The sequence below is a fragment of the Lactobacillus sp. IBH004 genome (assembly GCF_026185255.2).
Classification (GTDB): domain Bacteria; phylum Bacillota; class Bacilli; order Lactobacillales; family Lactobacillaceae; genus Lactobacillus; species Lactobacillus melliventris.
The window spans coordinates 758,495-783,368 of sequence record NZ_CP110217.2; the positions used below are offsets into that span (position 1 = coordinate 758,495).

Annotated in this window: 24 protein-coding genes; 15 read left to right on the forward strand and 9 right to left on the reverse strand. The window is 34.7% G+C overall.

The window, feature by feature from the left end:
• Nucleotides 1-37 precede the first annotated feature (37 nt).
• The 3 genes from LDX54_RS03865 to LDX54_RS03875 all read left to right on the forward strand — a co-directional run bounded on the left by LDX54_RS03865 (nucleotide 38) and on the right by LDX54_RS03875 (nucleotide 3,520).
• Nucleotides 38-1,561, forward strand: coding sequence for a glycosyltransferase (locus LDX54_RS03865; protein ID WP_265666814.1), 1,524 nt, complete (start codon nucleotides 38-40; stop codon nucleotides 1,559-1,561).
• 131 nt (nucleotides 1,562-1,692) lie between these two features.
• Nucleotides 1,693-3,090 carry a DHA2 family efflux MFS transporter permease subunit gene (locus tag LDX54_RS03870; RefSeq protein WP_265666813.1) on the forward strand — a complete coding sequence of 466 codons (1,398 nt, stop codon included), beginning with the start codon at nucleotides 1,693-1,695 and terminating at the stop codon, nucleotides 3,088-3,090.
• 4 nt (nucleotides 3,091-3,094) lie between these two features.
• Nucleotides 3,095-3,520, forward strand: coding sequence for a MarR family winged helix-turn-helix transcriptional regulator (locus LDX54_RS03875; RefSeq protein WP_110445897.1), 426 nt, complete (start codon nucleotides 3,095-3,097; stop codon nucleotides 3,518-3,520).
• 58 nt (nucleotides 3,521-3,578) lie between these two features.
• On the opposite strand, the gene LDX54_RS03880 is transcribed toward LDX54_RS03875, so the two are convergent.
• A complete protein-coding gene (locus LDX54_RS03880) occupies nucleotides 3,579-4,724 on the reverse strand; it encodes an IMP dehydrogenase (RefSeq protein WP_198203114.1) in 1,146 nt (381 codons plus the stop codon).
• A gap of 388 nt (nucleotides 4,725-5,112) precedes the next feature.
• On the opposite strand from LDX54_RS03880, the gene LDX54_RS03885 reads away from it, so the two are divergent.
• From LDX54_RS03885 to LDX54_RS03925, 9 genes are all read left to right on the forward strand, one after another.
• On the forward strand, nucleotides 5,113-5,253 hold the full coding sequence (locus LDX54_RS03885) for a hypothetical protein (protein ID WP_281214434.1): 141 nt from the start codon (nucleotides 5,113-5,115) through the stop codon (nucleotides 5,251-5,253).
• 52 nt (nucleotides 5,254-5,305) lie between these two features.
• The gene (locus LDX54_RS03890) at nucleotides 5,306-5,644 is read left to right on the forward strand and encodes a hypothetical protein (RefSeq protein WP_255524980.1); all 339 of its coding nucleotides are present in this window, start codon (nucleotides 5,306-5,308) and stop codon (nucleotides 5,642-5,644) included.
• Complete coding sequence (locus tag LDX54_RS03895; protein ID WP_265666812.1) at nucleotides 5,625-6,053, forward strand: hypothetical protein; 429 nt, start codon at nucleotides 5,625-5,627, stop codon at nucleotides 6,051-6,053. Before LDX54_RS03890 ends, LDX54_RS03895 begins: the two co-directional genes overlap by 20 nt.
• Before the next feature lie 241 nt (nucleotides 6,054-6,294).
• Entirely contained in the window at nucleotides 6,295-7,278 is a 984-nt protein-coding gene (locus tag LDX54_RS03900) for an ATP-binding cassette domain-containing protein (RefSeq protein ID WP_198203113.1), read from the forward strand.
• Complete coding sequence (locus LDX54_RS03905; RefSeq protein WP_232352191.1) at nucleotides 7,275-8,072, forward strand: ABC-2 family transporter protein; 798 nt, start codon at nucleotides 7,275-7,277, stop codon at nucleotides 8,070-8,072. Before LDX54_RS03900 ends, LDX54_RS03905 begins: the two co-directional genes overlap by 4 nt.
• A 2-nt stretch (nucleotides 8,073-8,074) precedes the next feature.
• Complete coding sequence (locus tag LDX54_RS03910) at nucleotides 8,075-8,857, forward strand: ABC-2 family transporter protein (RefSeq protein WP_198203112.1); 783 nt, start codon at nucleotides 8,075-8,077, stop codon at nucleotides 8,855-8,857.
• Between the two features lie 99 nt (nucleotides 8,858-8,956).
• Nucleotides 8,957-9,160 (forward strand): hypothetical protein, encoded by a 204-nt coding sequence (locus tag LDX54_RS03915; RefSeq protein WP_198203111.1) that lies wholly within the window; start codon nucleotides 8,957-8,959, stop codon nucleotides 9,158-9,160.
• A 129-nt stretch (nucleotides 9,161-9,289) separates the two neighbouring features.
• A complete protein-coding gene (locus LDX54_RS03920) occupies nucleotides 9,290-9,664 on the forward strand; it encodes a cupredoxin domain-containing protein (protein ID WP_265667657.1) in 375 nt (124 codons plus the stop codon).
• 13 nt (nucleotides 9,665-9,677) lie between these two features.
• On the forward strand, nucleotides 9,678-11,585 hold the full coding sequence (locus tag LDX54_RS03925) for a copper-translocating P-type ATPase (RefSeq protein ID WP_265666811.1): 1,908 nt from the start codon (nucleotides 9,678-9,680) through the stop codon (nucleotides 11,583-11,585).
• 64 nt (nucleotides 11,586-11,649) lie between these two features.
• Here LDX54_RS03925 and LDX54_RS03930 read toward each other — a convergent pair whose 3' ends face one another.
• From LDX54_RS03930 to LDX54_RS03960, 7 genes are all read right to left on the reverse strand, one after another.
• The gene (locus tag LDX54_RS03930) at nucleotides 11,650-12,369 is read right to left on the reverse strand and encodes an antibiotic transporter permease (RefSeq protein WP_265666810.1); all 720 of its coding nucleotides are present in this window, start codon (nucleotides 12,367-12,369) and stop codon (nucleotides 11,650-11,652) included.
• Nucleotides 12,369-13,100 (reverse strand): hypothetical protein, encoded by a 732-nt coding sequence (locus LDX54_RS03935; protein ID WP_046324658.1) that lies wholly within the window; start codon nucleotides 13,098-13,100, stop codon nucleotides 12,369-12,371. Before LDX54_RS03935 ends, LDX54_RS03930 begins: the two co-directional genes overlap by 1 nt.
• Before the next feature lie 2 nt (nucleotides 13,101-13,102).
• Nucleotides 13,103-13,867: an ABC transporter ATP-binding protein gene (locus LDX54_RS03940; RefSeq protein WP_046324659.1), complete on the reverse strand. Its 765-nt coding sequence runs from the start codon at nucleotides 13,865-13,867 to the stop codon at nucleotides 13,103-13,105.
• A 187-nt stretch (nucleotides 13,868-14,054) separates the two neighbouring features.
• Nucleotides 14,055-16,847, reverse strand: coding sequence for an FtsX-like permease family protein (locus LDX54_RS03945; protein WP_265666809.1), 2,793 nt, complete (start codon nucleotides 16,845-16,847; stop codon nucleotides 14,055-14,057).
• A 12-nt stretch (nucleotides 16,848-16,859) separates the two neighbouring features.
• The gene (locus LDX54_RS03950) at nucleotides 16,860-17,561 is read right to left on the reverse strand and encodes an ABC transporter ATP-binding protein (RefSeq protein ID WP_046324661.1); all 702 of its coding nucleotides are present in this window, start codon (nucleotides 17,559-17,561) and stop codon (nucleotides 16,860-16,862) included.
• Nucleotides 17,562-17,607: 46 nt separating this feature from the next.
• Nucleotides 17,608-18,420: a Cof-type HAD-IIB family hydrolase gene (locus tag LDX54_RS03955; RefSeq protein WP_122025905.1), complete on the reverse strand. Its 813-nt coding sequence runs from the start codon at nucleotides 18,418-18,420 to the stop codon at nucleotides 17,608-17,610.
• Between the two features lie 175 nt (nucleotides 18,421-18,595).
• Nucleotides 18,596-20,257: an amino acid permease gene (locus tag LDX54_RS03960; RefSeq protein WP_187156526.1), complete on the reverse strand. Its 1,662-nt coding sequence runs from the start codon at nucleotides 20,255-20,257 to the stop codon at nucleotides 18,596-18,598.
• A gap of 207 nt (nucleotides 20,258-20,464) precedes the next feature.
• Between LDX54_RS03960 and LDX54_RS03965 the strand changes: the two genes are divergently transcribed.
• Nucleotides 20,465-21,193, forward strand: a complete 729-nt coding sequence (locus LDX54_RS03965; RefSeq protein ID WP_046324664.1) for a YebC/PmpR family DNA-binding transcriptional regulator — start codon at nucleotides 20,465-20,467, stop codon at nucleotides 21,191-21,193.
• Between the two features lie 65 nt (nucleotides 21,194-21,258).
• Here the strand turns inward: LDX54_RS03965 and LDX54_RS03970 are convergent, their stop codons facing one another.
• Nucleotides 21,259-21,588, reverse strand: a complete 330-nt coding sequence (locus LDX54_RS03970; protein WP_265666808.1) for a helix-turn-helix domain-containing protein — start codon at nucleotides 21,586-21,588, stop codon at nucleotides 21,259-21,261.
• Nucleotides 21,589-22,927: 1,339 nt separating this feature from the next.
• Here LDX54_RS03970 and comGA point away from each other — a divergent pair.
• On the forward strand, nucleotides 22,928-23,902 hold the full coding sequence (gene comGA, locus LDX54_RS03975; RefSeq protein WP_046324667.1) for a competence type IV pilus ATPase ComGA: 975 nt from the start codon (nucleotides 22,928-22,930) through the stop codon (nucleotides 23,900-23,902).
• Nucleotides 23,868-24,872 (forward strand): type II secretion system F family protein, encoded by a 1,005-nt coding sequence (locus tag LDX54_RS03980; RefSeq protein WP_046324668.1) that lies wholly within the window; start codon nucleotides 23,868-23,870, stop codon nucleotides 24,870-24,872. Before comGA ends, LDX54_RS03980 begins: the two co-directional genes overlap by 35 nt.
• Nucleotides 24,873-24,874 lie beyond the last annotated feature (2 nt).

Consider the following 24,874-nt stretch of genomic DNA (forward strand, 5'->3'; position numbering starts at 1 on the left):
TAATAGTGATTCGAATGTATAAATAAAGGACAAATTAATGTACTACTTTTTAAACAATAGATTAGACGCAAATAGTTCAGGGATAGAGCACGCAGAAGTAAAAAGATTAAAGTTATTTAAACGTAATCATGTTAAGGCAAAGATTGTTATGTCGGAGTTTAATCGCTTTGCACATCGTAATTTACCTTTGTATGGCATGACTGATGATGATTATGTCAATATGTTTGACTTCTTTGCCGGTACGGTAAAGTTTGCTAGTCGCGTTGTCACAATAAAAGATTTACCGATACCAAACTTTAATAAGGTGAAAAAAATCAATAATGGTTATGAAGTGTACGAAGATAATCGTAAAACCATGACTATTAATATGTTGCCTAATGGCAGTGTGGACACGATTAAATATTATAACGGAGATGTCAACTGCATTAAGCAGGACTTTTATGATACTCGTGGGTTTAAAAGCCTAACACAAATTTATGATACGGTTGATGGCCATTTGATTTATGAATTGTTTTTCCGTCCCGACAATACCATATATTACGAGATTTCATATGAAAAAAGACCGAATTCATATCCAGCAACTAACATTCAATTGACTGATATTCAAGGTGTTGTACACTCACTTATGAATAGTGGTCAAGCCTTTACTATTATGCTTGATGAATTAAACCAGCAGGATGGGGATGAAAGGTCAACCTTTATCTCTGATCGCAGTAATATTACCAACGTGCCAATGATTAATATGAAAACGCCTGCCAGAAAAATCGAACATTTTCATAATATTCACTTCAGAGACTACTGGGATCCTACTTCACCTCTTACTTACAACTCAATTTCTAATAACGAATTACTCAGTAAAACCGACTTAGTAGTCACTCCTGGAAAACATCAAGCGGATGACATGCGTGAAAGACTAAGAACGCAAGTGCCGATAGTAGCTATACCTGTGGGAATAGTACCAGATGAGCAGTTACATGCAGAGCATATCCCCATGAGTGAGCGTATAAAAGGAAAAATAATAATTGTAGCTCGTTTATTCCATGAAAAACGAATTGATGACGCGATCAAAGCCTTTAATCAAGCTTATCAAAATAATGATACGCTTACTCTAGATATTTATGGTTATGGCAATGGCGCGGATAATTTCAAAGAAGAAAACATGCTAAAGAAGCTGGTGCGAGATCTCAAGTTGGAAAATGTAGTTCACTTTATGGGTTACACCCAAGATATGGATTATGTCTATGACAATGCTCAACTTTCAATTCTTTCTTCAAGATACGAAGGAGCCCCGCTTTCAATAGTTGAAGCTCAATCACACGGCGTTCCGGTATTTGCATATGATATCAATTATGGTCCAGCAGACTTGATTGTTGATGGTCAGAGCGGTTTTGTCGTGCCAAGTGGTCATATAGATGACTTAGCAGCTAAAATTAGTGAATTCTTTGCTAGTCCAAAATTACGCAGGAAAATGAATGAGGGTGCTTATCAAAATGCTAAGCGCTTTTCCAGTGATAATGTTTGGCGTTACTGGCAAAAATATGTGATTAATACAGATAAATAAATAGCATTTAAAAAGTCACTTTGAAATTCAAAGTGGTTTTTCTTTGCTTTTAATTTATTGCATTTCAAAAAAATGTGAGTTACTATGGTTATTTAGTTAGCTTGCTAACTAAATAACCAGGAGGAATTCGAATGGAAAGAAAATTAGATGCAAAATTAATTTGTTCAATTTTCGCAGCTGGACTGATGTCATTTTCAGGTGTGCTAATTGAAACGGCAGGGAATGTTACTTTTCCAGTTTTAATGAATGATTTTCATGTTAATATGGCCACAGTACAATGGATGACAACGGGCTATTTACTGGTTGCTTCCATTATTATGCCGCTATCGGCATATTTAAAAAGAAACTTTAGTTCGAAAAAGCTGTTTGTAACAGCCGCTTCTTTATTTATTTGCGGATTGGTGATCGACGCAGTTGCTAACCAATTTATTTTTTTAGTTATTGGTCGCGTAATTCAGGGAGCGGGCGCAGGAATAGCTATTCCCTTAATGTTTAATATCATTTTGGAAAGGACACCGCTTGATAAACTCGGCCTCCTTATGGGAATAGGAACAATGATTACTGCTGTAGCTCCAGCTTTAGGACCAAGTTTTGGCGGGTTGGTTGTTAGTAATTTAGGCTGGCGTTATATTTTTATCTTTATTATCCCCGTGATGGTAATATCTTTGATCATGGGCTTAACTTCAATAACAAGTCAAACCGAGAGCATTAAGCATACTAGACTTGATACTACCGGCTTTCTGAGCATTGCTTTAACGTTTATTGGTTTAATTTTTGCTTTTAGCAACTTGTCTACAATTTTACAAAAACCGTTCATGTTTGTTTTACCTTTAGCATTAGGAATAATCAGTTTAATCATTTTTATTAAGCACTCATTGAAAACTACTAATCCATTGATTAATATTCGTGTTTTTAAAAACATCAGATTCACTCAAGGAATTACAGCCTACTTTATTTTCCAGGTAAATACCTTGGGTTTGTCTTTCATCTTGCCTAATTATGTCCAAATTGTCAACCATTCTACTGCGATGACTGCGGGGCTATTACTACTAACCGGTGGGCTCGTAGGAGCAATTATGTCACCAATTAGTGGCAGGTTACTTGATAACTACGGACCAAAAAAGCCAATTATGACTGGAGCTGTTTTTGAAATAATTGGTGGCATATTATATTGTTTATTTGCTTCATCGTTAACCTCTGGCAAGATAATCTTGTTTTATACCATTACGATGCTGGGAATAGGTTTAGTAATGGGTGATACTATGACGGCTTCTATTGGTCAACTTGACGAAAAAGAAAGTACTGATGGTAACGGTCTGTTCAATATGGCACAGCAATTTGCTGGTGCGGTTGGCACTGCAGTTATTTCAGCCATCATGCAATTCGTAGAGCAGATGAGTAGTCAAAATTCTACTTCTGGAAAATACATTGATGCCGCACAAGTCGGTCTAATTTTTATTCTAATTATTGTCCTTATTGGTGTATACTTACTTTATCAGGCTACAAAACCAGTAAAAGCAAAGGAATGAAATAATGAAAAGATTAGGATTGGCATTGCAGAGAGTACAAAATACGTTTAACCGCAACGCTGATCACTATGCCAGAAAAATAGGTCTAACTGGAACGCAAATGTTGATTATCGAATACTTATCTTCCTTTGCCCAAAATAAGCCAATTTATCAAAAAGACATTGAGCATGAATTCAATATTAGAAAGTCAACGGCTACCAATGTTTTACATTTAATGGCAGAAAAAGACCTAATTACGAAAAAAGTCGATCCACATGACACTCGATTAAAAGCAATCATCCTAACCCCTAAAGCTGTTAATTTAGAACAAAAAATTTCTAACTATGTTTTTCAGTCTGAGAATAGTTATGCTGCAATTCTTGGAACTGAAACTAAAAATGAGTTAGTAGAGAATTTACAGAAACTGAATGACGCTATTTCGGAAAAATAGGATAAATTAAAAACTAGTTATTGTTTTGAGGCAATAACTAGTTTTTTCTTAATTTTTATTATCTTTCGTAATTAGGTGCTTTCTTGGTAATTTGCACGTCATGTGGGTGAGATTCTCGTAAACCAGCATTAGTAATTTTGACAAATTGTGCATTTTCTCGTAAGTCAGCAATTGTAGCGGCACCGACATAACCCATGCCCGAGCGCAGACCGCCAATAATCTGGAAGACAATATCAGAAACATCACCTTTATATTCAACGCGTGCTTCTACGCCTTCAGGTACTAACTTGTTAGCCTCGTTTACTCCGCCTTGGAAATATCTGTCTGAAGAGCCATGAGCTTGGGCCATTGCACCGACAGAACCCATTCCGCGATAAGTCTTAAATTTGTGACCGTCACTTTCGAAAATTTCGCCCGGTGCCTCAGTAGTCCCTGAAAGCATGCTACCAAGCATAACAGCATTACCACCAGCAGCTAGAGCCTTCACAATATCACCGGAATACTTCATACCACCATCGGCAATTATTGGTTTGTGGTATTCTCTAGCAGCTGTAGCCGCATCATAAATTGCAGTAATTTGTGGGACTCCAACACCAGCTACGACACGTGTGGTGCAAATAGAACCCGGCCCAATTCCAACTTTGACAATATCAACACCTGAATCGAAGAGTGCTCTAGCAGCATCACCAGTAGCGATATTGCCGGCAATAAGGGTAATATCAGGGAAATGTGCCCTAATTTCTTTTATCTTACGTAAAACTCCAGCTGAATGACCATGTGCAGTGTCAATGACAATTGCGTCTGCTCCCTTTTCTATAAGTGCTTCAGCCCGTTCAAATGTATCACTGGTAACGCCAATAGCAGCTGCAACCAGTAAGTGGTTGTGATCATCAACAGCGGCTTTCGTAATATTACTTGGGACAACAACATTTTTGACATTTGCTACTTCTCCAGCTTGAGCGGTGATTGACATATTTTTATGGATCACTCCTAAGCCGCCTTGCAGTGCAATAGCTATGGCCATTGCACCTTCAGTCACAGTGTCCATTCCCGCGCTTATTATAGGAATATTTAGTTTAAGATTAGGTGCCAGTTGAGTATGTAAATCTACTTCATTGGGTAATACGTGGCTTTCGGCTGGAATTAATAAAACATCATCAAAAGTTAGACCTTCTTTAACAAATTTTGTTGTCCAATTTGACATTTAATGCACTCTCCTTTTTAAAATTATTAAAGTTAAATTGATTACACTTTACTAGTGATTTTGATCTTGGTCAAGATAAAATTATCGATCGTATTGTTAAAATTATAGTATTTCTATCGCAGTATTTCAATGTAAAAGTCGAACAAAAGTACAATATAAATAGTTATTGTAAGTTAAAAATAAAAATGTTATTATTTTTAATATTGATTTGTAGCTATATAAAAGCTTTAATGACAAAGAATGTAATTAAAATTCGCTTAAAATGTTCGTGTTTAGTGTGATTTTGTTAATGAGAAAAAGATGATTCAAAAAATTATCTCGTAAGTTTGTTGACGGATTGCCTAAGGCTGAACTGCATGTTCATATAGAGGGAACTCTAGAAGCAGAAATGGAATTTGCCATCGCTAAGAGAAACCAGATTGATATCGGTACTAAGACTCCAGCGGATATTGACCGGAATTATGGAATAGGATTGCCAGAATTTTTAAAGGCATACTATAAAGAAAGGGATGCAGGTTTTGTGGACTAACAAGATTTCTATGATTTAACTGCAGCTTTTTTGTGCAAAGAAGCTGACAGCAATGTTAAGCACCTTGAATTGTTTTTGGATCCTCAAGCACACTAGTAGAGGAATCCGTTTTGATACAGTAATTGAGGTCATTCATGAAGAGATTGTTGATGCAGCACCATTAGACATTGATGTCCAGTTAATAATGTGCTTTTTAAGAGAATATTCACAAGAATCAGCAATGCCAACTTTAAAAGAAGCTGAGCCATATCATAAAAAGGGCTGGATATTAGGTGTTGGTCTTGATTCAGATGAGCATCATAATCCACCGTTGAAGTTTATGCTGGTTTTTGCTAAGGCCCGAGCTCAAGGTTACTATTTAACAATGCATTGTGATCTCCCACCAAGTTGATTCAGTTGATCATATCAAACAAGCTTTAGAAATTATTACGGTGGATCGTTTGGATCATGGCTTAAATATAGTTGAAAATGCGGATTTAATGACTTTTTTAACAGACCAAAAAATTGGTATTACAGCATGCCCCATGGCTTATTTTTATACCCGCAACGTTATGGAACAGGAGGCTATTAATAAGCTTTTTAATTGCGGTGCATTGATTAGTTTTAATTCCGATGATCCGGCTTATAAGGGTAGTAATTATATTAATGATGTTTACTATAAATTTGCCCAAAAGTGCGATTGGAGTGAAAAAGAACTGATTCGAATAGCACAAAATTCATTTAAAACATTTTGGATCAGTCAGCAGGAAAAAGAAAGCTATCTTGCCCAAATAGATGAATATATCTCAAGTAAAAGGTGATATTTCTAAATAGAAAATATATTTTGTGCCAAAAATTAAATTATATTTAAAAACTGCTAAAAATGTGGTAGAATTTATCTAATTGTTGCTGATTTAAAAATTATAAGTAATAAGGTTAAACCAATGACAGTTTCTAAATGTATGATGATAGGTGTTCAAAACTTAAAGCAATTTTGTAAAAAGGATTGTCCTTTTAAAAATTGCTTTTTTGTGCTGGCTAGATAACTAAATGAGGTCAAAAATGAACGAAAATGCGATTGAAGTTCATAATCTTTCTAAGGATTATTTTATTAGCAGCAGGGGTGAAAACTGGCGTGCAGTTGTTAAAAATATTTTTAAGCCTGAAAAGACGGCAGTGCAAGCAGTAAAATCGCTCAATTTTACTATCAAGAACGGTGAAAAAGTTGGCTTTATTGGCAAAAATGGGGCAGGTAAGACCACGACCATTAAGATGCTGACTGGAACCTTGTTTCCATCAGCTGGAACTTGTAGGGTAAATGGCTATGATCCTACAAAAAGGATAAATGATTTCAAAAAGTCAATCTCAGTCGTTATGGGAAATAGATCGCAACTTTTTCCTGATTTAACCCCTAGAGATTATTTGAAATTATTGCAGTCAATGTACGATATACCAGAAGAAATTTTTAAAAAAACGGTCAATGATCTGGCTCAGATATTAAATGTAACTTCAAAATTAGATGTACAAACCCGCAAATTATCACTGGGAGAACGAATGAAAGTAGAATTTCTGGCCGGCGTAGCAACTAGACCAAAAATACTCTTTTTAGATGAACCGACTATTGGCTTAGACGTTTTGGCAAAAAGGGATATACGCAAGTTTTTGTTAAGGCTAAATCAGGAAGAAAGATTGACTGTCTTTCTTACCTCTCATGATATGGAAGATATTGCCACTATCTGTGATCACCTGATCATTGTAAATAGCGGTCAGATAATGTGGGATGGACCAAAAACAGATTTATTAGAGAGGTTTAATCAGAATAAATATATTACTTTTATTAAATCGGAGAACTTCAACGAAAGTAAATTGGGCGCCAAGATTATTGATCAGGATGATTTGACCGTGACAATTAAAGTTCCTGTAGAAAAGGTAGATGACCAAATCGCTCAGTTGGCACGGGATAATCAAGGCTCCGACTATCAAATAAATGACCTGAAACTTGAAGATATTATCTTAGAGCTATTTGCTGAGGAGAAAGAAAAATGATAAAAACCTATTTTTCAGTAAGCAAGATCTCATTGAAGTCTATATTAGCCAATAAGAGCAGCGTCATAATTTTGCTTTTGCAGGCACTGGTACCAAGTTTAGTGATGTTTTATTTATGGTCTTTGATATTGAATCATGGTCAAACTATTGGTGGTTTTAGCAAAAATCAAATGGTAATTTATTATATTGGGGTTAATTTTATTAATTCTTTTGTATGGTATGCAGTTGACTGGGAATTGAATGATGATATCCATTCAGGAGAATTGTCTAATATCATCCATAGACCAATTACAATTGAAAAATATTATTTTGCTAAAATGCTGGGCGATAGACTGGCAAATTTAATTTTGCTTGCTCCGATTTTAATTATTGGATTTGTCTATATAGTTGCGCGTAATTTAATTCATATTTCTTTACTCGTGCTACTTGAATTTGCATTTAGTTTAATTATGGCAGCCATATTATGGTTTCTTTTTTCTTATATTATTGGTAGTGTAGCGTACTGGTTTGACAATCTTTTCTTTGTTTTACTGGTAAAAGAAGTTGTAGTCAATCTGCTGGCAGGCTTTTACTTTCCTTTAGAAATTTTGCCGCCTTTTTTGGTAAAAATAATTAAACTACTGCCTTTTCAATATTTCAGCTCTTTTCCAATTGATACGCTTGTTAAAGCATTACCATCAAATATATGGCTTAAAAACACAATCATTGAAATTGTATGGATGATAGTTTTTTATTTAATAGTAAAAATAGTCAATAAAGAAGGGCTTCAGAGATACTCTGATGTAATGGGTTGATTATGAAAAGTAAACTTAAAGTAGTCAAATCGTTAATTAAAATTGCCTTTTTGCAAACCATTAGTTTCAGGTTAGACACATTGTTTGGGATAATCTCTTCTATATTGTGGTTAGGCATTCCTATAGCCTTTTTTAAGGTAATTTATCTAAATGTTGATACTATCGGTGGTTGGACTTACAAAGAATGTCTGTTGTTGGTTGGCGTTTATACTATGCTTGACGGCTTCTTAATGGCTTTCTTGGTCAAATCAATGCCTAAAATGGAAAAAGACATTAGAGAAGGAACCTTAGATTCAATTTTGTTAAAACCAATTAACGCTAAGGTATATTACTTTTTTAGTGCAATTGAATTTACACAATTAATTAATTCGGTGCTGGGACTATTTGTAATTATTTATGCATGTCAGGGTATAAGTGTTAATATAGGCCAGGTGTTGTTCTTTTTGCTTTCTTGCGTTTTTGGCTGCATTTTATACTATTCTCTTTGGTATTTGTGGACAATTTCGGCATTTTGGTTTCCAACAAATTTTGGCAGAAATGATTTATTTTTAAGTATGATACAAATGAGTCGCTATCCTGCAAGTATTTATCGGGGACTGGGTAATATTATTTTTAATTTCATCCTGCCTTTTGGACTAATTGCTTGTCCTGCTACAATTATTTTAATAAGGCCACGGCAATGGCAAATAATGTTATTGCAACTTTTGATAGCCTTAGTATTCTTATTTTTAGACCATTGGATATGGAATTTAGGCTTGAAGAAATATAATGGAGCAGGTAGATAAAAAGAATTATGAATTTGAATTAAATACTTGCATAGCTATAGAGGCTTTTCTAAAATAATCCTGTTAGTTTTATTTAGAATATAGGAAATGGGATAGACTTTGAAAGACGAACTTCTTACAATTAGTTTAAATGATACAGTAGTAAAAGCAGCTAAAGCTAACCTGGAAAATTATGGACTTTCTGTAGCAAAGTATCTGCAGTTAATGCTGTTTTTGGCCGCAGATAATAAGGCCGAACTTAAGCAAATAATGGTGGACAAAAATGATCTGACTCAATGGTTAAAGCGATTAGATGCCGATTAATAATGAAACTTACTGATATTTTCAGTAAGTTTTTTTTAAGCATTTATGTTTACAACTGTAAATATATCATCTATACTTAAAATAGTTTACAGATGTAGACATAAAATACAACTTCAATTAGGAGGAATTATCGTGATTAGAATTATTATTTTATGCTTAGGAGTCGCACTTATCGCTTTTATCGCATGGTGGTTCTTTGGTAAGCACAATGTTGCCACAGAAAATGCATCTGTTAATTCGAATAAACAAAGTGTTGATATCGTGGTCAAAGGCGGATATTCGCCGGAAAAAGTTATTTTAGAAAGGGGAATACCGGCTACCTTAAACTTTAAAAGAACTGATTCTTCCAGTTGTTTAGATCATGTTATCTTCTCAGATTTTGGGATAAATCAAAAATTGCCTCAAGGTAAAACAGAGCCGATCAAAATAGATACATCAAAACCTGGAGAATACGAGTGGGCATGCAGTATGAATATGTTTCATGGTAAGGTTATTGTCAAATAGTTAGGGTAAAACAATGAAGATCACAACACGTTTTTGGACGTCGCTAATATTATCACTACCAATGCTAATTGAAATGATTATCCATCCTTTTACTGGCTGGATGTTGCCAGGTGGCGAATGGACCATGCTGATATCAACTACGATTATTATGTTAATTTCGGCTGGCCCGTTTGTTTCCAGTGCCTGGTCTGCATTTAAAAAACATCATTCAAACATGGACACTCTGGTTGCTTTAGGTACATCAATAACTTATATTTACAGCATTTATGCCATGTTCACCGGTAAACCCGTATTTTTCGAAAGTGCGGCTTTAGTCATTACTTTTGTTTTACTAGGGCAGGTTTTAGAAGAAAAAATGCGGTCTACTGCTTCAAATGCTATGGGAAAGTTACTTAATTTAGGCGCAAAAGATGCTCTGGTTAAAAAAGGTGATCATTTTGTCAGTACTCCCATCACTCAGGTAGTTAAGGGCGACTTAATTCAAGTGATGCCTGGACAAAAAGTTCCAGTAGATGGCAAAATTGTTTCCGGCAATTCCAGTGTTGATGAATCTATGGTAACTGGTGAAAGCATGCCGGTTAAAAAGATTAGTGGTGACCAAGTTATTGGGGCAACAATTAATCAAACAGGTTCATTTGTAATGGAAGCTCAAAAAGTTGGCAATGATACCATGTTGGCTCAAATAGTGGCTATAGTAAAAAAGGCGCAGAACAGTCATGCGCCAATTCAAAAATTAACCGATAAAGTTGCCAATATTTTTGTTCCTACTGTTTTGATTATTGCAATTCTAACTTTTTTAGTTTGGTATATTTTTCTCGGTAAAAATATTGCAACTGCTTTAGTTTTTGCTGTTGCAGTAATGGTGATTGCCTGTCCTTGTGCTTTGGGTCTGGCTACCCCAACAGCCTTAATGGTAGGAACTGGTCGTGGTGCCAAAATGGGCATTTTAATCAAAAACGGCGAAATTTTAGAGGCTGCAAACAGCATTGATACTATAGTTTTTGATAAAACGGGAACGATTACCAAAGGTCAACCACAAGTAACAGATATTGTTGGTGATAGAAAAATTGTTTTACAATTGGCAGCCAGTTTAGAAAAATTTTCTGAACATCCTCTTGCTCCAGCTGTTTTGGCTGCTGCTAAAAAAGAAAAATTTGCTTTTCTACCAGTGGAAGACTTTAAAGTTAATGAAGGACAAGGTATTAGCGGTATTATTAACGGAAAAAATATTTTGGTAGGTAGCCCTAAAAATAGGGATGCAGTTCTTATTTCACCAGAGTTCAAATCTAAAGTTGCAGCTTTGACGAATGCCGCTAAAACTGTAGTATCAGTCGTTTTAGATAATAAGGTAATAGGTCTAATTGCAATTCAAGATGCACCTAAAGAAAACGCCAAAAAAGCAATTTCCGATTTACATCAATTAGGACTTAAAACGGTTATGCTCACCGGTGATAATCAGCAGGTAGCTGCGGCGATTGCAAAGCAGGTTGGTATTGATCAGGTAATAGCTGAAGTTTTACCAGTTGATAAAGCTGATACCATTAAAAAGCTGCAGAAAAAGCATCATGTGGCTTTTGTGGGTGATGGGATCAACGATGCGCCAGCTCTAACCCAAGCAGACGTAGGAATTGCCATGGGTTCCGGTACCGATGTCGCCATCGATGCAGGTGGCATCGTGTTAATTAAAAACGATTTGGAAGATGTTGTCCGGGCTTTAAAGCTAAGCCGCAAGACTTTTAATAGGATAAAGTTAAATCTGTTCTGGGCTTTCATTTATAATGTACTGGGGATTCCAGTAGCCGCTGGTTTATTTGCAAGTGTGGGTCTCACACTTAGTCCAGAAATAGCTGGCCTAGCTATGGCCTTTAGTTCATTATCAGTTGTTATCAGTTCGGTTTTATTAGGAAAAGCCAAAATTTAAGATAAATAATATCAATCAAAAGGACAGTCGAATTGGTTTCGACTGTCCTTTCACTGTGTGAACTTTAATAATGATGTTTTCCTTTGGCTAAAACAGGCTTGATTTGAATAATATAAGCAAAAATGCCAATAATAAGCCAAATGAAGGTAATAAATATGCTGTAAATAAGATTCGTATGACCAGTTTTAATATAAGTAACAGGTTCTGCAAAAGGAAATAGTAAAGCAATTGCTTTTAACCAATCAGGATAAGCTGAAATTACCACTAACACTCCTGATATTAATTGGGCTAAACTGCTAAAAATATTCTCCAAAAAATAGGGATCATTCATTTGCCAGGAAATAGCCCAAGATACAAAACCTAAAGCGCAACCATAAATACATGAAAGTGGTAGCATGAGCAAAGCTCGTCCAATAATGTCTAAGGGCGCACCTACTAAGTACAATAGAAAGAGGTTAATTAGTGCTAAAGTGCAGCCTATAATAATGGCAACAATGCACTTAGTAAGCCAATATCTGAAACTAAAAGGCTTTTTGGCAATTAATTCAAAGTCAATCTTTAAATTTGCATCGGTAATCACAGCAGAACAAAATGTTTCAAGTGCAAGTACTGCCGCATCCATTGCAATGGAGCTAATGGCAACATCCCAATTAAACTGATTAGAATACTGCATATTAATTAATACTAACAGGACCAGATTAATCATTGGCGTGATGAAAAAGTAGGTCAGCTTTGTCCGCCAATTATTCAGAAATGAAAGGCTCGAGAACTGTGTAGCAAACATTAGATAATTTTCAGAGCTCCTTTCCTTCTTACCAGGTCGTTAATTTTTCTGACAATAACCACAATTAATACAATCCAAAGAAGTAAACTGCAGAAATAAGAAGACCAGTTGAGGCTTTTATTATGGGATAAAGCAGCAATTGGTGACGTGATTGGGATAAACCATTGTGACACATTGGTTAATGGCCCTAAAACGGTATCATTGCCGAATAATCCTGCTAATAGTAATATCGGAGTTCCGATTAAACTCTCATAGACCATTGCGTTTGGTGACAGAGTTAGAAAAGATGAAATTAAGATGCCCATTACTGCACAACCGACCCACATTAGCAAAATTAATAAAATAATGTAGAGAGAAACTGTACCAGTAGCTGCTCCTAAAATTTTTGCCAGAATAAATGCAATCGGAAACGAAAATAGGCCATAGCTGGATGCAGGCAAAAGCAAGGTAATTAACGAAGCTCTTTCATCATACTGGCTGTTTAATAAATAAGGCAGCGTTCCTTTGTAACGTTCAAAACTGATGCAACCGGCAACGGTTGTACAAGAAGTCCACATGCCAAAAATACCGCTTTGGAGCCATATTTGTGTATTATCCAAATTATGTGTAGCGTACGCCATAATATATTGCATTAAAAAGATAGAAGTAGTACTTGTGATCGTCAACCAGACAAAATATTGATCTGAAAGATAATCTTTAACATGAAAGAGGAAGAGACGAATAAAACGCATTTTTATTTCCTCCTTAATTTAGGTGCTAAAGCTAAGTAGGCTTCTTCTAAATTTTTAGGTTTTTGGTTTATCTCTTTTTCGGCTAAGCCAAAAACAGCATTGATGGTGCCGGTAAAAAATACTTTCCCTGCACCTAAAATGACTATCCGTTTAGCCAATTTTTCAACTTCGGACATTGTATGACTGGTTAATAAAATACTTATACCCGAGTCAGACAAATTTTTAATTGTCTTCTGTACACTTTGTGCAATTTCAACATCAAGACCACTTGTGGGTTCATCCAAGAGTAATAAATTAGGATTATTGAGCAAAGAGCGTGCTATATGCAGTCTTTGCGTCATTCCTTTAGAAAATTCTCCCACTTTTTTATTGGCAACATTCAGAAGGTCAACAATTGACAGAACACGTTCGATTTCTTTGTTCTGCTTGCGGAAGGGAACCTTTGCCAAGTCCGCAAAAAATTGCAAATTTTGCTTGGCTGTAGCGTTACGGTAAAAACCTAAATCACCACCAAAAGAAACGCCAATGTTTGGTCTCTTTCGTGCAGTGGTAATATCTTGACCATTTAAAATCACATGGCCGGAAGTAGGAATTAAATAACCGCCAATGATTGAGACAATAGTAGTTTTTCCAGCACCATTAGGACCTAAAAGCGCCAGTATCTCTCCTTGGTCAATTGTAAAAGAAACATCATCTAAAGCTTGAAATTCCTGCTTTTTATCCTTATAGGTTTCTTTTAAATGTTTAACTTGTAAAATATTATTCAATTTTTTCTCCAAAATTAATTTGTAGTAACTTTATCATTTAAAAAGGAAGGATAATAAATATTTCGTATACAGGTTAATTTGAAGATCTTTTCATGAACATTAAATCTAATAAGAAAAGTATAGCACAACTTTATTTATTTTTTAATTTTTTACGAATAAAAACCTGCTCATTGCGAGCAGGTTATAATTAATCAACCGATTTTAAAGCTTCTAACATATCGAGGTCTTTTAACTTTTTATTAACGATAAAACCTAAAATGATAGTGATCAAACCAATTACACCTAATGGCCACAGAAAACTTGGAGCAGATAATGCCGGATTAAACATAACATTGTCAGGTGGAACAACATAAAGAATGTAGCGATAGAGCAAATCACCAGTTAAATAGCCAACCAATATACCAATGCCTGTTAAAAGAATGGTTTCGCGATAAATATACATTGTTACTTCATTATCATAGAATCCTAAAACTTTGATTGTTGAAAGTTCCCGTATTCTTTCAGCAATGTTGATATTAGTTAAATTATATTGAATTACAATTGCCAAAAGTCCAGCGACTACTATTAGCACCAGCATAATCAAATTTAAGGATTGGACCACGACATCTAGTTCCTGGCTAACAGCCGTGTTTTGTACAACACCGGCCACTCCGGATAGAGCCATAAATTGGGCGGCTATATTTCTAGTGTTTTTGCGACTAGGATTGTTTAAGTTAACTAAATAGGCGTTAGATTTAAAATTGCGCTTAAAGATATCCTGATATTGAGTTTTATTCATGAAGACAAAATGTCCCATGTACATTTCTGTAATACCAGCTACTTTCATTCTTCTAGACTTATTATCTTTGTCCGTGAGCGTTAGATATCCGCCTTTGCTTACTTTAAGCAGAGTTGCCAACCGTTCCGATATGATAACTCCATTATTAGTTAAATGCAGAGTCTGCTTGGTTTTCCGATTAGTTAACTGAACGTAATCTTTTAATACCTTGTCAGAAGACGGTGCAATTAACGTAATGTCTTGGGTGTCACCGGTTTTACCAGCAATTTTAGACATAGATTCGTAATAAATTGGAGTCTCCGATTTAATATTGTTTTCTTTTAACTTATTATTTAGAGTCTTTTGCTGGTTAACTGAAATACCAGGCTTTTGGGCGACAATCATGTTGTAATGAATTAGATCGTTGAACTGCCTGTTATTCATGTTAGTAATTGAATTTTTGACAGCGAAACCTGCAAAAAGCATAGTAGCAGCACCACAAACGCCAAAGATGGTCATCAGCATGCGTTTTTTATAACGAAAAATATTACGTGCTGTAACTTTATGGGTAAAACTAAGATGATTCCAAATAAAGGGAATTTTTTCCAAAAGAATCGTGGATCCGGCAGCCGGAGCTTTTGGTAACAATAGGGCAGCTGGCTTTTCTCTGAATTCGTTTTTGGCGGTTAAGTATGCCGGTAAAACTGAACTAATCCAAGACAATAGGAGAGCTACCAGACTGATCTGCCAGTGAAAGTGTAATTCAATTGGTGGGACCGTTAATGACTTGTAATATGCATGATAAACAATCTGCGGCATCAAAGTATGGCCTAAATAAACTCCTAAAATGGTACCGATGGTACCTGAGATGAAGCCATATGCAAGAAACTTATTGATAATGACATAATCATCATAACCAAGTGCTTTCATTGTGCCGGAATTTATTCTTTCTTCGTCGATAAAGCGATTCATGGTAGTAAATGTAACTAGAGCGGCAACAAAATAGAGAAAAATCGGGAATACTTTTGCTAAATCTTCAACTACTTGTGCCACAGTTGTATAAACTAAATTACCTTCACCACCAGGAACTTCTCGCCGGTTATAAACACTATAACTGGGAAGAGCTAACTTATTTAATTGCCTTTTCGCCTTGTTAATTTGCTCTTTGCCAGTTTTTATCTTTTTGGTTGTATCACGCGATTTTTGCGCAAATACTTTTTTCTCTTGTTGGAGTTTTTGCTCACCAGCAGCTATTTCTCGTTCAGCTCGCTCTAATTGAGCCTGGGCAGCTGGTGGCAAATTTATACCAGCAGCTTTAGCTTGAGCTACTTTTGCATTTAATTTTTCTTTTTGACTGGCTAATTGCTTTGCGGCAGCGTTAATTTGATGACTGGCAGCATTTAATTTTTGCTCAGCTTCATGGATCTTCTTTTCTTGCGGCTCAAGTTTTTTGCCAGCAGCAGAAAGAATCCTTGCTTTTCTTTGATGGGCAGTATTTTTTAAATCATCCTGTAAAACTCTTTTATGATTCTTAACCTTGCTGGTATAAGTCTTGCCATAAGAATCAAGCCCCCTCAAATCTTTATATCTTAAGTTGGCAGTCGTATAAACAGTATGGTTAAAAGAGTTAGGATCGACAACTGCATAACCTTTCAATTCCCCTGTGCCGCTATTACTTTGGCCTAAATTGACATTGGATAAAATTTGACTAGAGCGCACAAATCCCACAATTTTAAAACTTTTTCGTTTTAATAGAGTCGTACCCAAAACATTTTTCTTTTCAGTAAAAGTGATTTTTTGACCAATTTGATATTTATCAGAATAATGGTCTGCTAAAGCAATTTCGTTTGACTTAGTGGGCAGGTTACCTTTCCGAACTTCATATTTGCCCACAGAATTGGGCTTAGAAAAAATGCGAAAACTTTCCTGACTGTTTTTGATTACAGTATCTGTCATATAACCAAATTCAACAGCCTGGAGGCCCTTAGTTTTCTTGATTTTTTGCGTATCTTTATGATCTAAGCCGTAATTACAAATAACCGTTAAATCAGCAGTATTGAGCTTTTGTGCATAATGATTGCCAGTATCGCGCATATCTGGGCCAGTAACCATTAAACCAACTAAAGCAAAGGCACCGATCATCATGAGTCCCATGATAGAAATAAATTGCCCCTTGGTATGCTTAATTGATTGCCAAAAATCTTTTAGAATAACTTTATTCATGATTAGCCTTTTCTACCATTTAACATTTGCAACACTATCTGGATGTGAATTTTCTTCAATTTGCGTGACCTTACCATCATGGAAATGAATTACCCGGTTAGCAAGAGGAGCCAGAGCACTATTATGTGTAACTATAACTACTGTAGTTCCGTTATTGCGGCTCATGTTAATAATCGTTTGTAAAACACTTTTTCCCGTTTGGTAATCAAGTGCACCAGTGGGCTCATCGCAAAGTAAAATTTTAGGATTCTTGGCAATAGCGCGAGCGATTGCTACTCTTTGCTGTTCACCACCAGATAATTCTGCCGGAAAATTATTAATGCGGTTTTTGAGACCTACGTCAACCAAAGTTTTTACCGGATCAAGTGCGTCAGGAACGATTTCTGATGCCAGCTCAACGTTTTCTCTTGCTGTGAGGTTTTGAATTAAGTTATAAAATTGAAATACAAAGCCAATATCAGTCCGGCGGTAACTTGTCAGCTGCCGCTTATTATATTTAGCAATATTATTACCATCGATAATGACATCACCGGAACTGTTAGTATCCATTCCACCTAAAATATTTAGAATAGTTGACTTACCAGCACCGGATGCACCCAAAATAATGGCTAGTTCACCTTTTTCAACAGTAAAACTAACATCATTATTAGCTAATATTTCTGTATCTCCTGTATGGTAACGCTTAAAGTTGTGTCGTACATCAATATAACTCATGAAAATTTGTCCTTATCATTTTTAAAACAATATTCATATTCTTATTCTAATCTAAATAGCTCTCTAATACTTGCAATACGCCCATTTCGTTATTAGACGGTGCCTCATATTTAGCAATTTTTTTAAGGTCTTCATGTCCATTTTTCATTGCATAACTATATCCCGCTAATTCGATCATTTCTTGATCGTTTAAACCATCGCCAAAAGCAATTAATTCTTCAGGTTTAACATTAAAATAACGCAGGAAATATTTTAAACCCTGTCCCTTATTAACTCCACTCGGCATTACATCTATATTATTAAAACCACTGGTAGTACAATGAATTCTTTCTGGATTCGTCTGATTGAATTTTAGTTCTAATTCATGCGCAAGTTCAGCAGAGCACTCTAAGGTCAATTTGGTTAGGCTATCACTTGTTGGAATATTAATAAGATCGCCAATTTCACAGGCGTTAGGATAAAAATAATGCATCAAATTTTTAAAGTTACTTAATGCCTTTTTACTCAGATATGAGTTGTTCAAGCCACTGGCAGCAATTTGAACGTAAGGATAATTGGTTTGAATAAAATTAATTAATTTTATGCCAGTTTTATAAGTAAACACATGGCGAACTATTATTTGATTGTCTTTCGTTAAAATTGAACCATTATCAGCGACAATATCAATCCGATCTAAAAATTCATAAAAATCTTGACGTAAACGTGATAATGGTCTGCCACTGGAGACGATAAAGTGGATGTGTCTTTGACGCAATTTAGTTAAGACTTTTTCGAAGCGCTCATGATCAAACTGTTTTTCATCATTTTCAAAGGTTCCATCCATGTCAACGGCTACAGCTTTAAAGGGAATATTTTTCATTTAGATCTCCTTAATTTATTTCAGTCACTACTATTATATAGTAGATATTTGGATATTTTAACCAATGTGGGAGAAATAATATTGAGTACTGCTATTTTTGAAAGCATTTTTACATAAATTTTTCTGATATATAAAAACTCCGAAACTAAAATAGTTTCGGAGAATAGAGTTAAATTTAGTTGCTCACCTGAGTAGGTTTTCTTCTGCCGACAAGCCAACAAACTAGGATTGCCAAAATTGTTTCAATAATAATCATGACAATATTTACCCCAATTTTAATTTGACCAAAATTAATTGCGGCATTGTGAAATAGTGTATTTTTCTCACCAAGGTATAGATCAAAAATAATAGAACCGATTATCAAAACAAAAATAGTTGTCCATTGCTTCTTGTTAAATGCAATACCGTATTCTTCTTCACGTCTTCTGATACTTGGTAAAATAGCACCTAAGCCGATTAATACAATGATAGCAACAATATTGATTATTAATTCATACCACCAGTAGCCACTAAATTTTTTAATGTCCTGAGGTGCGATTCCTAAAATAGTTGCTGCAGCAGTCACTATTAGTAAGAATAAACCAGCCAGATATCCCAGCTTATCGTTCTTAATAAAAACGTAGTCAGAGGTAAACTTTTGCGAGTTTTTCCTGATCTGCATGAAAGAGAAGAAGATCCAGCAGGTTACTCCAGGAGAAATAATTCCATTCAAATTCAGCAGCCAATTAAAGATATCGTTCATATCTGGTAGGAAGATACCTAACAGCATAATAAACGCTGACAAAGAAACAGTCAAAATGTAGCCATTAATAGGTAGACCGTTTTTGTCTTTTTTCTGTAAAAACTGAGGCATATACTTATCGCCAGTATCAGAAATGAGCATCCTAGTCATGGCATCAAGAAGAACAGCTAATAAAGCGGCATTATAAAAGACAGAAGTCCAGGCCCAAACGTAGAGCAAAGTTTTACCTAAGCCATATTGGTGTCCTACCATGTCAAAAACGTAATAAGCGCCGTTCATTTTTAAATCATTTGGAATATGGTAGCTATTAAAATATATCCCCAAAGCAAAAGAGCCAAAGACTGTTAGGAAAATAGTCATTAATGCCAAGGCAATCATTGCTTTAGGAAAATCAGACTTAGGCTTTTTCATCTTAGTCACATAGGGTGCCACCAGTTCACAACCATTCAGTGCGTAAATAAGCATTGCAATAGTTGTCCAATAATGCATGTCAAACTTGGGAATAAGTGTCCGCCAGGTAAACGGTTGTGTTGCCATGTGACCACCGGATTTTGCTAGTCCCAAGAAAGCCAAGAAAACAAACATCAAGGTCATGATGAGCATTAATCCACCACCAATAGTAGAAAGAACTTCCATTGAGTGAGAAAAGTAATGTTCAACAATAATGAAAATAATGAACATCGCAAAGGTCATCAAAGCGAATTTGGTATTAGAAATTTGACTTTGAAACTTTTCAGAACCGGTCAAAGCCCAGCCAATATCAACGATTATTTCGTTAGCTGAATCAACGGCATAAGGAATTGACGCTGCCCAGTATGTCCAGGCAGTAAAATAGCCGAGAAATTCTCCGTTAGTTCCACGAACCCAGGATGATAAGCCGCCACCCTCATTATTAAAAACAGATCCCAGTTGGCCCACCATTAATGAATAGGGAATGACGTAAAACAAACACATGATAATCCATGACGTTACCACTGGCATTCCCTGATTTTGAAAGTTGTACATAATATCGTCCAGCCCGATCACGGTACAAAAAGCCATCAGGGTTAAGACTGGCCAAGATATATACTTCTTGTTTGAATTTATTTCCTCCACTAAAACTCTCTCCTTTGAAAACAATTAATGTTTTTATTTTACTAATTAAATAAAAAATTGACCAGAGTCAAGGTAAACTTATTTTAATGAAAGCGCATTAAATTATGCTAAAAAGTTGAGCTAAATAATTGCTAGTATTGAAATTTATGGTGCTATGCGGTAAGATAATATCGTTAATACGCTAGCAAAAGAAAGAAGGATTCTTAAATGTCAGGACATTCAAAATGGCACAATATTCAAGGCCGCAAGAATGCGCAAGACGCAAAGAGGGGTAAAATTTTCCAAAAATTATCTCGTGAAATATATATGGCTGCAAAGAATGGTGGTCCTGATCCTTCCGGGAATCCTAATTTGCGTATGGTAATGGATAAGGCTCATGCCAACAACATGCCTAAATCAAATATTGACCGGGCTATTAAAAAGGCTGAAGGCAATTCAGAAGAACATTACGATGAAATTACTTATGAAGGTTATGCACCTGGTGGTGTAGCTATCTTTGTTGAGGCGTTAACTGATAATAAGAACCGAACAGCTTCTGCTGTTAGAGTTGCTTTTACCAGAAATGGCGGCTCTCTTGGTGCTACAGGTTCTGTTGCATATATGTTCAATCGTAGGGGTTACATTGTTATTGACCGCTCAACAACTGATGCTGATGAAGATCAAATGTTACTTGATGTAATGGATGCTGGCGGTGATGACTTGCAAACCAGCGATGATGCATATGAAATTTATACAGACCCTAAGCAATTTGCTCAAGTACGTGATGCGCTTGAAAAAGCTGGTTATAAACTTGCTAATGCTGAATTAACAATGATACCTGAAACAACTACTCCAGTTCCAGATGATAAAAAAGAACAATTCGATCATTTGGTAGATGCTCTGGAAGATGATGATGATGTTCAGAATGTCTATACAGCAGCTGCAGATGAGGACTAAGGAAATATTTATTTTAAAAATCTCTAGAATCAAAGATGCGATTCCAGAGATTTTTTATATTAAAACTAATTTTCTTGTTTCTCTGCTTTGTCTTCTTCCATAATAAAACGGAGCATTTTAATATATTTTTCTGGTATTTCTTGTCCTTGATACAGCAGTTGAATATTTTCATCAGCTATATCTATGCAGTAATTACTATTACTATCTTTTTGACCTAATAAATAATCGGTAGATACATGCAATTGTCGAGCCACTTTAGTCAAAGACTGGATTGACGGTTTGATTGTCTTCCAACGATAAATACTATTTTCACCAATTTTGGCTTTTCGAGCCAATTCCTTTATTGACATTCCGTGTTCTTTAGCGGAGTTGTAAATACGAGAATAAACATTCATGCTATTTTCGTCCTCAAAAAGTATTACAAATGATTGCTTTTGTCCTTGACCGCTATCAAATATGGTAATATAATAAAATTATCCACATAGTGGTAAGCACAAAATTTTCATTTTTGTGTTAGTTAATTAATATAGTAGCCTCAATTTGGGTTTGGCTACTTTTTTGTATACCTATATAGTATCACTTGTGGTTAAAGAAAATTCAATATTCCATAGTAATGCATTTAATAATAAGATTGGAGGTAGGTATAGACCTAAATTCAAGCTGTTGAATAAAAATATTTAATAGTTTTAGAGCAAAAAGAAAAAGCCACTTATCATTTTGCTTCATTATTAATGATATATACAAAGAAGCAAAATCGCAATAAAAAATGTTTCTATTGCATTATATTGGTTAGCAATCACAGCTAATTATTTTTACACAATATAAATGTATAGCTATAGCATATAAAATCTTTATGAATATATGTAATTCAATTAGTTGGTTAAGTGATAACTAATCTAATCTGACTGTCACTTAGGTTGCTAATCAATGTACTTTTAAAAATATATTCATTTATGAGTAGTACATAAAAATTAAGGTTGTTTTAGAGTTAGACAATCCGTAAGGATGAATTTAAAGCAGATAAGTTTGGTAGTCAAACACCAAATTTTACTGTAATAATTATTTCGTTAAAGCGAATGAACGGTAATCCTTTTATCTATATTAAAAATGATTATTTTACCAATATTACTTAATATATTGATCCTATATAGAAAAACTAAAACTCAGATTAAAAAATCCAAATGATTTTTACAAAGACTTTATCAAAACAATAAAAAATAAATATTACCAATGATCATTAAAAGGAACTATTAAATTAATACAGACCTCAAAGGCTTTAGGAATTTCTTTTATGATCGTTATAGCGCTAATTTTTTAAAAGTCTGAGTGCTTCAAATATTTGTAAACAGAAAGGAGAGTGATTTTAATAAGATGAAACCTTAAATACTGCCTCTTCTACTGTGAATTTCTAATTTTTATTGTTTTTAGTGTTTATTCATATTAATAAATTTTTAATAAATTTTTTCTATCTAAACAAGTATGTTTTAATCGCAGTTTAGTAATGTATTTAATGGGTAAAAGTAGCACGAAAGTGCTACTTTTTTGTTTGGCTTAACTATATGAAACAGAGTCTAAATCACTTCATATGTTCCTTTTAGTAAAATGAATAAAAGATAAGACTTAATTTTTTATAAAACGAATATATGCAAAATTCCAATTTTTTGTAAATAATAAGTAAAAATTTTATCTCAATTTTGCGTATTTAATATTAGTACAAAGTAAAGGAGGGAATTGATGAGAATCAAAGACACAGTTAATAATATGATTGAAGAAGCAATAAATAAACGTGCAAGTGACATTTTTTTCTTATTGCAGAGGAATAAGTTAGCAGTTAACTTTAGAACAATTGTAGGAATCAAAAATCAAGCTCACTATCCAGTGAATGAAGGGAAAGAAATAATTAATTTTTTGAAATTTAGTGCTCAAATGGATATAGCTGAACACCGGAGACCTCAAGTGGGTGCTTTTGAATATGAGTATAAAAATGTTGTGTACTATTTAAGACTTTCCAGCATTGGAGACTTTAATGATAATGAATCTTTAGTTGTTAGGATTATTTATCAAATTGATTCTGGCAAATATTTTTTTAATAGGCAAATTGAAAAGTTAACAGACTTAACTAGAAGAAGGGGATTGATAATTACCAGTGGGCCAACTGGGTCGGGTAAAACAACTACTATGTATAATTTGGCAAAAATAGTAGGTAAAAACCAAATGGTAATGACTATTGAAGATCCTGTTGAAATTCAAGAGGCGGATTTCTTGCAAACACAGGTTAATTTAGCAGCTGATATTAGCTATGAGGGACTACTTGAAGCATCTTTGCGCCATCGACCAGACATTCTGATTATTGGAGAAATTAGAAATAAAGTTACTGCAAGATTAGCTGTAGATGCAGCTTTAAGTGGACACCTTGTCTTTGCTACGGTTCATGCCAAAAGCACTTTACAAACTATTTCTAGATTAGAAAGTTTACACGTTAGTACAGCAGATTTGTATAACTGTTTGACGGCTGTATGTTATCAACGCCTTTTACCTACAGTAGATGGTTTTGCCTGTTTGATGGATATTGATAGCGGCTCCCAATTGCAAGAAGATATTAGCCAAGAAAAAAGGGCAGATTTTGTCTCTTGGTCAGAAAATTTAAGTGAGCTCAAAGAAAGAGGAAAAATAAGTGCGCAAATATTTGAGCAATATCAACAAGGATAAATTAACGAGTAAAGAACGACTAGAATTTTTGGAATATTTACAAAATAGTTTATCTAACGGCTTTTCCCTTAATGCGAGTTTAGAAATGATGCCAGTAATATGGCCAAATCACAAAAATATTTTTATTAGATTATGTACTGAAATCCAAGCAGGGAAGAAATTGAGTTCAGAAATGTTAAAGTTAGGTTTTTCTAAAACAATAGTAACTCAAATCGAATTATCAATGGCACAAGGAAATTTAACAGAGTGCCTGACTCAAATTGCCACACTGAATCGCTTGAAAAATGATCAGCTTAAAAAACTAAAATCTGAGCTGACCTATCCATTTGTTTTAGTTTTGATGATGATTTTCCTTTTACTATTTATGCAAACTTTTGTCGCAAATCAATTTGCTGAATCTGGTGAACATACTGGCGATTATATGTTGTTAATTTTATTATTTTCCTGCTTAGTAATAATTTATTTTATGAGTAAAGTCTTGCTTTTACTAAAAAAACAAGATTATATTTCTCTACGTAAACTGAGGCATTTTCCTATAATTGGGCCGTTAGTGCAAATATATGTGGAATATATTTTAATTTACGATGTAGGACTTTTGCTTGCGAGTGGGTTCTCTTTACAAAAAATTTGTGATTATGCTGCTATGCAGGTGGAGGGCTCATTACAACAACAAATTGGCTTGAGTGTGGGTAAGCAGTTGGCTCAGGGAATAAGTCCTGACTTAATAATCAAAAAAGAGGATTTTTTACCGAATGAATTACTTTTGTTATTACAAACCGGTTCAAAGAAAATAGATTTAAGTAAAAAATTCATGCTTCTAGGACACGCACTTTTTAATGAATTAGCACAAAGAATAGAAAAGTTAATTGTAAATATACAACCTTTTTGTTTTATTTTAATTGGATTATGCATTATTGGCTTATATTTGAAGCTATTATTACCAATGTATGCAATGATGCAAAAAATTTGAGG

Excerpts from the sequence above, each read along its gene's own strand:
- LDX54_RS03890 (WP_255524980.1), top strand. The coding sequence starts at position 5,306 with ATGTTAAGCACCTTGAATTGTTTTTGGATCCTCAAGCACACTAGTAGA.
- LDX54_RS03910 (WP_198203112.1), top strand. The coding sequence starts at position 8,075 with ATGAAAAGTAAACTTAAAGTAGTCAAATCGTTAATTAAAATTGCCTTT.
- LDX54_RS03885 (WP_281214434.1), top strand. The coding sequence starts at position 5,113 with ATGGAATTTGCCATCGCTAAGAGAAACCAGATTGATATCGGTACTAAG.
- comGA (WP_046324667.1), top strand. The coding sequence starts at position 22,928 with ATGAGAATCAAAGACACAGTTAATAATATGATTGAAGAAGCAATAAAT.
- LDX54_RS03925 (WP_265666811.1), top strand. The coding sequence starts at position 9,678 with ATGAAGATCACAACACGTTTTTGGACGTCGCTAATATTATCACTACCA.
- LDX54_RS03945 (WP_265666809.1), bottom strand. The coding sequence starts at position 16,847 with ATGAATAAAGTTATTCTAAAAGATTTTTGGCAATCAATTAAGCATACC.
- LDX54_RS03935 (WP_046324658.1), bottom strand. The coding sequence starts at position 13,100 with ATGCGTTTTATTCGTCTCTTCCTCTTTCATGTTAAAGATTATCTTTCA.
- LDX54_RS03930 (WP_265666810.1), bottom strand. The coding sequence starts at position 12,369 with ATGTTTGCTACACAGTTCTCGAGCCTTTCATTTCTGAATAATTGGCGG.
- LDX54_RS03880 (WP_198203114.1), bottom strand. The coding sequence starts at position 4,724 with ATGTCAAATTGGACAACAAAATTTGTTAAAGAAGGTCTAACTTTTGAT.
- LDX54_RS03955 (WP_122025905.1), bottom strand. The coding sequence starts at position 18,420 with ATGAAAAATATTCCCTTTAAAGCTGTAGCCGTTGACATGGATGGAACC.
- LDX54_RS03870 (WP_265666813.1), top strand. The coding sequence starts at position 1,693 with ATGGAAAGAAAATTAGATGCAAAATTAATTTGTTCAATTTTCGCAGCT.
- LDX54_RS03905 (WP_232352191.1), top strand. The coding sequence starts at position 7,275 with ATGATAAAAACCTATTTTTCAGTAAGCAAGATCTCATTGAAGTCTATA.
- LDX54_RS03900 (WP_198203113.1), top strand. The coding sequence starts at position 6,295 with ATGAACGAAAATGCGATTGAAGTTCATAATCTTTCTAAGGATTATTTT.
- LDX54_RS03875 (WP_110445897.1), top strand. The coding sequence starts at position 3,095 with ATGAAAAGATTAGGATTGGCATTGCAGAGAGTACAAAATACGTTTAAC.
- LDX54_RS03950 (WP_046324661.1), bottom strand. The coding sequence starts at position 17,561 with ATGAGTTATATTGATGTACGACACAACTTTAAGCGTTACCATACAGGA.
- LDX54_RS03970 (WP_265666808.1), bottom strand. The coding sequence starts at position 21,588 with ATGAATGTTTATTCTCGTATTTACAACTCCGCTAAAGAACACGGAATG.
- LDX54_RS03865 (WP_265666814.1), top strand. The coding sequence starts at position 38 with ATGTACTACTTTTTAAACAATAGATTAGACGCAAATAGTTCAGGGATA.
- LDX54_RS03965 (WP_046324664.1), top strand. The coding sequence starts at position 20,465 with ATGTCAGGACATTCAAAATGGCACAATATTCAAGGCCGCAAGAATGCG.